Origin of the sequence: Noviherbaspirillum denitrificans (genome assembly GCF_002211445.1) — a bacterium.
Classification (GTDB): Bacteria; Pseudomonadota; Gammaproteobacteria; order Burkholderiales; family Burkholderiaceae_D; genus Noviherbaspirillum; species Noviherbaspirillum denitrificans.
The window spans coordinates 26,538-34,790 of the sequence record NZ_LSTO01000002.1 but is presented as its reverse complement, the minus strand read 5'-3'; the positions used below and the strand labels follow the sequence as shown (position 1 = coordinate 34,790).

The following is an 8,253-nucleotide window of genomic DNA, read 5'->3' as shown; positions in this document are numbered from 1 at the left end:
GGGCGAGCTGGTTGTGGACGGCGAGAACGGTTTCGTGTGCGAGCTCGATGTCGAGACCTGGACGCGGCGTGTCGTCCTGCTGCTCACCAACGATGCGCTGTACGAGCGGTTCTCCCGCCTCAGTCTCGCGATCGTCGGCAGGTACACCTTCAAGGATGCCGCGGCCGGGATTATCGACGCCTGCCGCTTCGCCGCCGGCGAACGCCATCCCGGTGCGCTGGATCCTGCCGGCAGGAAGTGGGGATGACGATGAAGATCCTGGTTGCGCACAATGCCTATCAGCACCGCGGCGGCGAAGATGCCGTGGTCGAGGACGAAGTGGACCTCTTGCGCCGCTACGGACACGAAGTGAAGGTCTACCGCCAGCACAACGATGCGCTGAACCGCATGTCGCCGGCAAAGGCAGCAGTGTCGGCGATCTGGTCGCAGGACGCGGCCAGCGAGGTGGAAGCCTTGTGCGAACGCTTCCATCCGGACGTCATCCACGTCCACAACACCTTCCCCCTGATCTCGCCGTCCCTGTACTGGATGGCGGATTCGCTGCAAATCCCTGTGGTGCAGACTCTGCATAACTTCCGCCTGCTCTGCCCGCAGGCGATCTTCCTGCGCGATGGAAAGATCTGCGAGGATTGCGTGGGAAAACTCCCCTGGAGATCGGTCACCCGCAAATGCTATCGCGCCTCGGCGATGCAGTCGGCCGTCATCACCACCATGCTGGCCACGCATCGCGCCATCGGCACTTTCCGCGACCGTGTCACGCGCTACATCGCGCTCAACCGCTTCGCACGCGCAAAATACATCGAAGGCGGCCTTCCCGCCGACCGCTTCCGGATCAAACCCAATTTCGTCGAATCTCCCGGCATTCCCGAGTGGACAGGCCGGCAAGGCGGCATGTATGTCGGTCGCCTGTCGTCCGAAAAGGGACTGGAAGTGCTCGCCGCCACAGCACGCCTCGACGGTGCCGCACAGGTCGACGTGATTGGCGGCGGTCCGCTCGAAGCCCTCGCGCGCGAGACCTTCGGCGAACGCTTCCTCGGCTATCGTCCGCTGCCGGACATCATGGCGCGCATGGGCCGTGCAAGCTACCTCGTCCTGCCGAGCATCTGCTACGAGAACTCGCCGCGCGCCATCGTCGAGGCCTTTGCCTGCGGCCTGCCTGTGATCGCCAGCCGGCTCGGCGCCCTGGCCGACCTGGTAAGGGATGGCGTGACCGGACTGCTGTTCAATCCCGGCGACCCTGTCGACCTGGCGGCGCAGATCCGCTGGGCCGAAGCCCATCCCGACCAGATGATCCGCATGGGCCAGGCCGCCCGTGCCGAGTACGAAGCGGAATACACCCCTGAACGCAACTATGAAATGCTGATGGACATATATGATGATGCAATCGCAACCCTACACCGAGGACGTCATGCCGCGTAAGGGCGAGGCGGTCCTCGAAGCCTTCATCGATGCCCTGACCTGGGAAGAAACGCTGCGGCAGATCACGCAATGGGCTGCCGCCCGCGAATCGCGGTATGTGTGCATCTGCAATGTGCATTCGGTTGTCACCACCACGAATGACGTTGAATTCAAGATCGCGGTGAACAACGCCGACATGGCCACGCCCGATGGCGCGCCTGTTGCCTGGGCACTGCGGCGGCTCGGCCATCCGGCGCAGGAAAGGATCAACGGGCCGGACCTGATGATGAAGTACCTTGCGGAAGCGGAGCGGCTCGGCCAGTCGGTCTTCTTCTACGGCAGCACCGACACCACCCTCACAAGCCTGCGAGTCGCGCTGAACAAGCAATTCCCCGCACTGCGCATCGCCGGCATGCATTCGCCGCCCTTCCGCGCCCTGTCCCGCGAGGAAGACGACCGCATCGTCGAACTGATCAATGATTCGGGTGCCAACGTGGTCTTCGTGGGACTCGGTTGCCCCAAGCAGGAAAAATGGATGGCCGAGCACCGTGGACGTATCCGTGCGGTCATGGTAGGCGTAGGCGCGGCCTTTGACTACCACGCCGGCGTGCTCAAGCGCGCGCCGCTCTGGTGGCAGCGCAACGGCCTGGAATGGCTGTACCGCCTCGGCGCCGAGCCGCGCCGCCTGTTCAAGCGCTACATGGTGACGAACACGTTGTTCGTGGTCGGCTTCTTGCGGCAGTTCGTCACCACCAAACTCGCGCTCGGGGAAGCATGAGCACTGCCGGCGCACCTTCCCCGGAGCTGCGTGTTGAAGCGCATGGACATGCACCGGCACTCCGGCTGGTTTCCCATCCGGCGGCGCAGCGTTACCGCGAAGACATCGACGGGCTGCGTGCCGTTGCGGTACTGGCAGTCATTGCCTTCCATGCGAATCCACGGCTGGTGCCAGGTGGATTTGCCGGCGTCGATGTGTTCTTCGTCATTTCCGGCTACCTGCTCACCGGACTGATCCTGGGGGCGCTGGAAGAGGGTCGCTTCAGCTTCGCCGATTTTTACTGCCGCCGCATCAAGCGCATCTTTCCGGCGTATATCGTTGTCTCGCTGGTGACGCTCGCCCTGTCGTCCTGGCTCCTGATTCCGAACGACTACATCTTCTACACGACCTCGCTGGCGGCATCCTGGGCATTCGTGTCCAACATCTTCTTTTCGATGCTGAGCTGGGGCTACTTCGGCCAGCGCACGGAAGAGTTTCCGCTCCTGCATACCTGGTCGCTGTCGGTGGAGGAGCAGTTCTACTTCCTGTTTCCGCTGCTCCTGATCGCACTGTTCCGCTACGCGCGCAAGGCCATGCCGTCGGTGCTGGCAGTGGCAGGCATTGCCCTCGCCGCGCTCTCGCAATGGAAGACCGGAGAGATCAAGTCGTATTTCCTCCTGACCTCGCGCGCGCATGAACTCCTCGTCGGTTCGCTGACCTTCTTCGTGCTGCGGCGCTATCCAGCGCGACCCGGCGCACTCTCTGCAGCCATGGCAGCCGCGGGACTGGCGCTGGTGGTCGGCTCCTTCATGCTCATCCACAAGGATCTTCCCTTCCCCGGTGTGAATTCCCTGTTCCCCTGCATAGGCGCGGCGCTGCTGATCGCCGGCTGCAGGAGCGACAACATGGTGTCCGCCATCCTGCGCTCGCGGCCGATGGTATCCGTCGGCCTGATGTCGTATTCGCTTTACCTGTGGCACTGGCCGATCTTTGCCATCCTCAAATACCGCCAGGTGGAAATCACCCTGCCGGTAGGGGTCGCCGCCGTGGCCGGTGCCTTTGTGCTTTCCTGGCTCACCTGGAAATTCATCGAGAAGCCGACGCGGCAAAACGCCCGTCTCGGCTTTCGTCCGGCCATCCTGCGCTTGTACATGCTGCCGGCGGCGCTGTTCATGACGGTGGGTCTGTTCTCCTACGTCACCGAGGGCGCCCCACAGCGCTTTTCGGGAGAAATGCGCGCGCTGATTTCCAGCTATTCCTTCGAGCGCGACCTGACGCGTTCCTGCTCGGTGCGCGCCGAGGATTACAAGGTGGTGACGCTCGACTACCTGATGGCGAACTGCGCCTTCGGCGCCGATGTTCCTGGCAAGGCCCGCGTGATGCTGATGGGCGACTCCCATGCCCACCACTTCAAACCCTTCGTCGACCAGCTGGCCAAGGATGCCGGGCTGAAGGCCGTCTACCATGTGCAGGGCGGATGCTTCCCCACCGAGCTGCAGGTCACCGACCGCCATCCCGAACGCGGTCCCGATACCTGCCAGCAGCGCAACGCCGACCTGCTCAAGCTGGTGGGCAACTTCGACTATGTCGTGCTGGCCGGCTTCTGGGCATCGGAGCCGGAACGCGAGCTGGAGAAGGAATTGCGCTACGTGGTCGATGCGATCGTCGCTGCGGGCGCCACGCCGGTCATCTTCAAGGACAATCCCTTCCACGAGCCCGACCTGTCGCGCTGCATCCTCTACCGCAAACGCGGATGGATGGAGGCCGGCGCGGACTGCCACATCCCCTATCGCGAGGCAGCCGAAGCCCAGGCGGAATACGACGCCATCGTCGAGCGCATGCAGGCAGCGCATCCGCGGACCATCATCATCGATCCCAAGAAGGTGATGTGCGACGGGAAGGAGTGCCTGACCTGGACGGACAACACCGCCCTGTACAAGGATTCCAACCACCTGAACACGCGTGCCGCACAGATGCTGGGCGACTGGTATGCCGCCCGCGTCGGCAATCCCTTCAGCGCGCGTCCGAACCGGTGACCGCCTGGCCGTAGCCGCCGTGGGACATCGGCTGCGGCGTCCATAGCGTGCGCGCCGCGAGCTGTTCGTTATTCAGCCGGTCCTTGGACGCGACCCTGCTGGCGACATGCCGGAAAAAGGCATCGAGGTCGTGCCAGGCATTGAGTTCGTCGATCTGGCGCGAGTGCCCCCACAGGTGGAAGGTGCCGCCATGCCTGCACGCATGGTCGAACATCGCATACAGGCGCTCGATCCAGTTCTCATGGGCGACCGCCAGGCGAAGGCCGTCGAGCCGGCTGGGCCAGTTGCCGGAGCCGAGGAAATTTCGCATATAGACCGCGCGATCGTGCGGATAGAACTGCATCGTGGTCGGCATTTCGAAAGGCTTGCGGCCGGTGTCGAAACAGAGGTTCATCGTCGTGCGCGCATAAGTGAAGCCGCACGCCTTCACCAGTTCGACATCGCGGCGGCTGTAGCGGCCGCCGGGGTAGCAAAAACCGTTCACCGGCGCGCCGAGCAAGTCTTCCAGACCTTTCTTGCCATCGGCAATCTGGTGGTAAGCCTGCCAGATGTCGACCTTCTTCAGGTAGCGGTGGTCGTAGGTATGCGAGCCGATCTCGAAGTGCCGCCCGAGGTCGCGGATCTGCGCCTCGCTGATGACCTCGTCGCCTTCGCAATTGCGGATCGGAATGAAAAACGTGCCGCCCAGTCCATGCTTGTGCAGCAGGTCCGCGGTCTTCATGTCCGAAGGATGACCGTCGTCGATCGAGCATGTAAATACAGGGCCCATCATTTGCTCCACTCTTGTTCCGGCTGGCATGCGGCCTCAGGCCGCTTCCCGGTACTTGCCCGGCGCGCCCGTGGCGAGCGCGCAGCGGCATGCATCGATCACCCCTTGCGCCGCGTTATCGAAGGTGTACTTCCTGACCAGCGCAAGGCTCCGCCGCGAGAAGCTTTCCCACTTGCCGGGCTGCGACAGCAGGGCCGCGGCATGTTTCGCCCACAAGTCGACCTCGAGCGTGCAGACATGGCCGTTCTCGCCATCGACCACCAGTTCGCCCGCGACGCCGGCGTGTGGCGTCACGATCACCGGCAGACCGGCCGCGCATGCCTCGTTGGCAACCACGCCCCACACATCCGCATGGGTCGGGAACAGGAAGATGCGCGCGGAGCGATACAGTTCCGGCAATTCGCGCTGCATCGCGAAGCCGTGGAAATGCGCATCCACCAAGTCTGTCATCCGCGCCGCCGCCTCCTTGACCGGTTCTTCCTCGCTGCCGGAGCCGGCAAAGAGGATGCTGGTCCTGCGCCCGAGACGGAGTGCCGCAGCGCGTGCCACCTCCAGCGCAAACATCGGCCCCTTCTCGGGCACCATGCGTCCCGCGAAAATGAAATCATGCTTCGGTCCGGACGGTTCCATGGTGCCCTGGTAGGCATCGTTGTCGACGCACAGGTAAGACTTGAAGCAGCGGTCCGCCGGCACGCCGTAACTCTCGAAGAGCTGCTGTCCGCCCATGCTCGCCGACAGGAAGGCAGCCGACCGCGCATAGACAATCCGGCGCACCAGCTTGTGCACCCTGCTCAGCCGCAATTCCGACTGGTAGGTGCCGTCGGTCAATGGCACATGCGGAATGCCTTTGAGCCATGCATAGGCGAACGCATACAGCTGTGTCGGGTTCAGTCCGTCGTTGACGATCACGTCCGGCGCAAAGCGCCTGAGTGCAAGCATGACGTCGGGATTGTTATGGATATAGCGTCCCTTGACGGTCGATATGCGCTCGCGCAGGAAGCAGTGATCGAACTCGAAAGGCGGCAAGTCCCACTTCCGGTTCGGCTCGCGCCGCGCGCAGAAGATGACCTGCAAGGTAATCCCCGGCATGCGCCCCACTCTCTGGAATACGGGAATACGGTACGGCGGCGGTTCATTCGTGACGATGGCGATTCTTGTCATGGGCTAATCTTATTGCGTGCAGCCGGCCGAAAGATGACGTAAATCATAAAAGCCCCGGAACGCGTTCAATCCTGCCCAAGCTTGTGTCGCGCATGAACAGCATGTGCGCAAGAAACAAAAAAAGGCCGGCATGGGAGCCGGCCTTGGAAATCCCGGAAAGCTTCCCGGGACACTGAGACGTCACTGCGCGATTACTTGAACTTCCATGCGCGGATGTAGTTGATCTCGTAGGAGTTGGTCTTGCCTTGCGGCGTCGAGTTGTCCGGGGTGCCGGAGGCGGAACCGAACCACAGGTCCAGCATCAGGTACATCGGGTCGCTGAAGGTCGTGTTCAGCGTCAGCACTTCCTTGCCGTCGAAGTAGTAGGTCTGCTTGTTCGGTTCCCACTTCACTGCGTACTTGTGGAAGCCCGTCGAAAGGTCCATGCCGGTGTCGTACTGGCGGCTGCCGACCAGCTGGCCATCGTAATCGCCCTTCCAGACAGTCGGTGCGTAGGCCTGCGGATGCGCGATGCCGTTGGCATCATTGAAGCCCCACGGTGCAGCGCCGCCTGCGTATGCTTCCATCACGTCCATCTCGGGACGGCGCTCGTTGATGTGGTTGAACAGCCAGAATGCGGGCCAGGTGCCTTTACCAACGGGCAGCTTCGCGTCGATTTCGAAGTAGCCATAGGTCTGGTAGTACTTGCCGTCGGTATCGATGGTGCGGTTGAAGAAGTTGCCCGACGCATCGCGTTGCGGCCAGATCTTCAGCTTGCCGTCTTCAACGGTGTAGTTCTTCGTCGCGTTACCGGTTTCATACCAGATCTTGTCGTTCCACACGCTGGTGTTGAAGCCGCCATTGAATTCGTCCGAGAACGTCAGCTCATAGGCGCTCGCGGTCTGGCCGTACGGGCCGGGTGTCGTGGTCGCAGTGGGTTCTTGCGTCGTGGTATTGCCGGACGGCTGCTGGGTCGTCGTCGTGGTGCCGGTGCTCGTAGAGCTGGTGCTGGCGGTAGCGGAAACTTCGCAAACCTTCTGCGTGCCAACAGCCGGATCGCCGAAGGTGCCGTTATTGCAGGCGATGGAGCCGGTCGCGGTGCGCGTTGCCCACTTGTCGCCAGCGCCGTAACGCACGTCTTTCGTGCCTTCGAAAGTGCAAGTGCTGTTCTCGGTTGCGCACTGGCTCCATGCGGAGGCCGGAGCAACGGTCGACGTTGCGGTGGAGACCGTACCGGTGGTGGATGTCGTGGTGGGCGTACCCTGGGCCGCAGAGGCTTCCACACCGCTTGCCGTGCTGGTCGTGCCGGCATCGGTACCGGAGCCGCCACCGCCGCATGCGGCAAGAAGCACAGCCGCAGCGGCACAAGACATGGCAGTCATGGAGAAGCGGTGGAGTGTCGAAGTTTGCATGTTGGGAGTCCCCTTCTGGAAAGTTGGGCCGATCATTCTCATCGGCAAGCTTTCCTAGGAGCATTGGCCTGTGGAAATGGTTCCGCAAAAAAACGACATCGAGGGAATAATTTCTTCGAATAACTTGCCAAGCCGGCTCGCATCGAATACGTATTTCGCGTGCAGCCGTAGTGGGCACAAACAAAAAGGGCCGGCATCACTGCCGGCCCTTCGTTGCATCAGTACTTCACTTCACGCTGCTTGCATTACTTGAACTTCCACGCACGCACGTAATTCACCTCGAACGAGTTCTGCTTGCCCTGCGGCGTCGAATCGTCCGGCGTGCCCGATGCGCTGCCGTACCACAGGTCCAGCATCAGGTACATCGGATCGCCCATCGATACGTTCACCACCAGCACTTCCTTGCCGTCGAAGTAATAGGTCTGCTTGTTCGGTTCCCACTTCACCGCATACTTGTGGAAGCCTTCGGACAGGTCCACGCCGGCATCGTACTGGCGCGTGCCCACCAGCTGCCCTTCGCGGTCGCCCTTCCAGACGGTCGGTGCATATGCGGTCGGATGCGCCACACCGTTCTTGTTCACGCCCCACGGCGCGGCACCGCCGGCATACGCTTCCATCACGTCCATCTCGGGACGGCGCTCGTTGATGTGGTTGAACAGCCAGAATGCAGGCCAGGTCCCCTTACCGACCGGCAGCTTCGCTTCGATCTCGAAGTAGCCATAGGTCTGGTAGTACTTGCCG

Annotated in this window: 7 protein-coding genes and 1 pseudogene; 4 read left to right on the top strand and 4 right to left on the bottom strand. The window is 62.3% G+C overall.

All coding sequences use genetic code 11. The features are described 5' to 3' along the window. The 4 genes and pseudogenes from AYR66_RS29745 to AYR66_RS23660 form a co-directional block, all read left to right on the top strand. Positions 1-247: pseudogene (locus AYR66_RS29745) on the top strand (glycosyltransferase family 4 protein); the annotation flags it as partial. Next, positions 244-1,419: a glycosyltransferase gene (locus AYR66_RS23670; RefSeq protein ID WP_234815065.1), complete on the top strand. Its 1,176-nt coding sequence runs from the start codon at positions 244-246 to the stop codon at positions 1,417-1,419. The pseudogene AYR66_RS29745 and the gene AYR66_RS23670, both read left to right, overlap by 4 nt. Then, positions 1,373-2,176: a WecB/TagA/CpsF family glycosyltransferase gene (locus AYR66_RS23665; protein ID WP_234815064.1), complete on the top strand. Its 804-nt coding sequence runs from the start codon at positions 1,373-1,375 to the stop codon at positions 2,174-2,176. Before AYR66_RS23670 ends, AYR66_RS23665 begins: the two co-directional genes overlap by 47 nt. Beyond that, positions 2,173-4,191: an acyltransferase family protein gene (locus AYR66_RS23660; protein ID WP_170942349.1), complete on the top strand. Its 2,019-nt coding sequence runs from the start codon at positions 2,173-2,175 to the stop codon at positions 4,189-4,191. Before AYR66_RS23665 ends, AYR66_RS23660 begins: the two co-directional genes overlap by 4 nt. Here AYR66_RS23660 and AYR66_RS23655 read toward each other — a convergent pair. The 4 genes from AYR66_RS23655 to AYR66_RS23640 all read right to left on the bottom strand — a co-directional run. Continuing rightward, positions 4,169-4,963, bottom strand: a complete 795-nt coding sequence (locus tag AYR66_RS23655; protein WP_234815063.1) for a polysaccharide deacetylase family protein — start codon at positions 4,961-4,963, stop codon at positions 4,169-4,171. The genes AYR66_RS23660 and AYR66_RS23655 overlap by 23 nt on opposite strands. Positions 4,964-4,996: 33 nt before the next feature. Next, a complete protein-coding gene (locus AYR66_RS23650) occupies positions 4,997-6,121 on the bottom strand; it encodes a glycosyltransferase (RefSeq protein WP_234815062.1) in 1,125 nt (374 codons plus the stop codon). A gap of 191 nt (positions 6,122-6,312) precedes the next feature. Beyond that, a complete protein-coding gene (locus AYR66_RS23645) occupies positions 6,313-7,512 on the bottom strand; it encodes a glycoside hydrolase family 16 protein (RefSeq protein ID WP_234815061.1) in 1,200 nt (399 codons plus the stop codon). 245 nt (positions 7,513-7,757) lie between these two features. After that, positions 7,758-8,253: glycoside hydrolase family 16 protein (locus AYR66_RS23640; protein WP_141104315.1), on the bottom strand; the 496-nt coding region annotated here is incomplete at its 5' end.

Excerpts from the sequence above, each read along its gene's own strand:
- AYR66_RS23670 (WP_234815065.1), top strand. The coding sequence starts at position 244 with ATGACGATGAAGATCCTGGTTGCGCACAATGCCTATCAGCACCGCGGC.
- AYR66_RS23665 (WP_234815064.1), top strand. The coding sequence starts at position 1,373 with ATGATGATGCAATCGCAACCCTACACCGAGGACGTCATGCCGCGTAAG.
- AYR66_RS23660 (WP_170942349.1), top strand. The coding sequence starts at position 2,173 with ATGAGCACTGCCGGCGCACCTTCCCCGGAGCTGCGTGTTGAAGCGCAT.
- AYR66_RS23655 (WP_234815063.1), bottom strand. The coding sequence starts at position 4,963 with ATGATGGGCCCTGTATTTACATGCTCGATCGACGACGGTCATCCTTCG.
- AYR66_RS23650 (WP_234815062.1), bottom strand. The coding sequence starts at position 6,121 with ATGACAAGAATCGCCATCGTCACGAATGAACCGCCGCCGTACCGTATT.
- AYR66_RS23645 (WP_234815061.1), bottom strand. The coding sequence starts at position 7,512 with ATGCAAACTTCGACACTCCACCGCTTCTCCATGACTGCCATGTCTTGT.